This window comes from Spirochaetota bacterium, from assembly GCA_034190085.1.
GTDB lineage: Bacteria > Spirochaetota > UBA4802 > UBA4802 > JAFGDQ01 > JAXHTS01.
In genome coordinates, this window is the sequence record JAXHTS010000041.1 from 1 (window position 1) to 2,064 (window position 2,064).

Sequence of the window (2,064 nt, forward strand, 5' to 3'; positions counted from 1 at the left end):
TTGTATTAACAGATATTATGATGCCTGATGTTTCAGGGATAGAACTGCTTGAGCTAATACACAAGTTTAATCAAGATGTCACTGTAATCCTAATGACTGCATATGCAGAGATAGATGTAGCAATTGAAGCAATAAATAGAGGGGCCTATGGTTTCATCACAAAGCCTTATAAACCTGAATACCTCATAAATAGGATAGAGAAGGCAGTTGAATATAACAACCTTATTCAAATAAGAAAGAACTATACAGAGATACTCGAAAAAACTGTAAGTGAAAGAACAAGAGAATTAGAAGAAACGTTGAGGAAGGTTGAAAGATTAAATAGGGAATTCGTTGAGCATTTGACATCAGTTGCTGAATTCAGAGACACTGATACTGGAGCTCACATTTCTAGAATTAGCCTTTATGCAAAAAAGATTGCAGAAGCCATGAATATGGCAGATGATTTTATTGAAACAATAGGCTATGCAAGCACATTACATGATATTGGGAAGATAGGAATACATGATGACATACTTCTTAAACCAGGTCCTCTAACAGTTGAAGAATTTGAGATAATGAAGACACACACAACAATAGGAGAGAAGATGCTTTCAAATTCATCACAGATCAATATCCAGATGGCATCGATTATTTCCTTAAATCATCACGAAAGGTGGGATGGCACGGGTTATCCACAGGGACTAAGGGGAGAAGAAATACCAATTGAGGGTAGGATAGTAATAATTTGTGATCAGTATGATGCGCTGATAAGTAAGAGGCCATATAAACCACCCCTTAGTCATGATGAGGTTATGAGGATAATAACAGAGGGAGACGGGAGGACAAGTCCAGATCATTTTGATCCTCAAGTTCTGGATGCATTTATTAGGGTTGCACCGAAATATTTCAATGAAATTTATAGAACACATGAGTAATAATATATAATTACTCTATAATTATACAGAAGGAGGGGGTTGTTGGTATTTAACAAGACAATTTAAAGCAAAAGACAGCCCACAATACATGCATAATTTGAAAGTTCTATGAAAATATCAACAACCCCCTCCTTAAATTGCAAAAAGCTTCTCTTCCATTAGCTTGTAGTTAATAAAAAGTTAGTCAACTTGAGTAATTATTATTGCTTTTTAAATATAGGGATTAGATGATGAGTATAATCATGGAGATATATAAGAAGCATGTAGATAAAGCCAGGGATGGATCCTGCAATTCTTGATGTTTGAAGAGGATTATCATGAGATTGACCTTATCTGAAAATTTAAATTTGTAAATGATTCATCTACTAAAATAATAAGGATATGCTCGGATCAATACTCAATTTTAAAACATAGCTTGACTAAGAGGCCATTAAAAGTAATATTCAAGAAAAACATTGAAGAAGATTATATTGAAAAAGATTATTGCGATGTTGACATGTAGGGTCCCTCACCCCTTATTGATAACCCTCTCTACAACATGATGGAGTATTATTCAAATAGGTATGAGGTTTGAATGAATAGATTTATTATCAAAAGGTTAATATTGATGACTATGTTGACTCTGTTTGCAGATCAGTCTCTTCTATATGCGTTAGATACTACTGAGGTATTTTCATTAGGCCCTGTTACTGATTTTGAGGCATATTACGGATATGATTGGGATAATGATAATAAATATCCTTCAGGGGAGTTCTTAATCGGTGGCGGTATTACAGAAAGGTTCAGCTATTTAATAAGGGGCGTACTTAGTCAGGAGATACATGAGGAAGGTGATACAATCAGAATTTTTGGTGGAGTCGGCTTTGGGTTTATTTGGACAGTAAAAGAAAAGGAGAATATGTTTGCATTTGATATGCTGCCAGCATTTACTTTTGTACCCAATGATATTGCTGATAATGAGAAATCCGCAAAGCCTAATTTTAAGGGTTTTTCATATGGAGTAAGCATTGAGGTTAATCTAACTATGATATCAATGCTTCAGCCCTATTTACTTGCAGGATATACAAACTATAATAATACTGCAGAAACAGGCGATGATGAATTTGATGATGATCCATATGAAGCTCCGCTAACATTCGGGACAATG

The 2,064-nt window shown here is 34.7% G+C and carries 2 protein-coding genes; both read left to right on the plus strand.

Features of this window, described 5'->3' with window-relative positions; all coding sequences use genetic code 11:
* On the plus strand, positions 1 to 917 hold a 917-nt coding region (locus SVZ03_07370; protein ID MDY6934025.1), incomplete at its 5' end, for an HD domain-containing phosphohydrolase.
* A 574-nt stretch (positions 918 to 1,491) separates the two neighbouring features.
* Positions 1,492 to 2,064: hypothetical protein (locus SVZ03_07375; GenBank protein MDY6934026.1), on the plus strand; the 573-nt coding region annotated here is incomplete at its 3' end.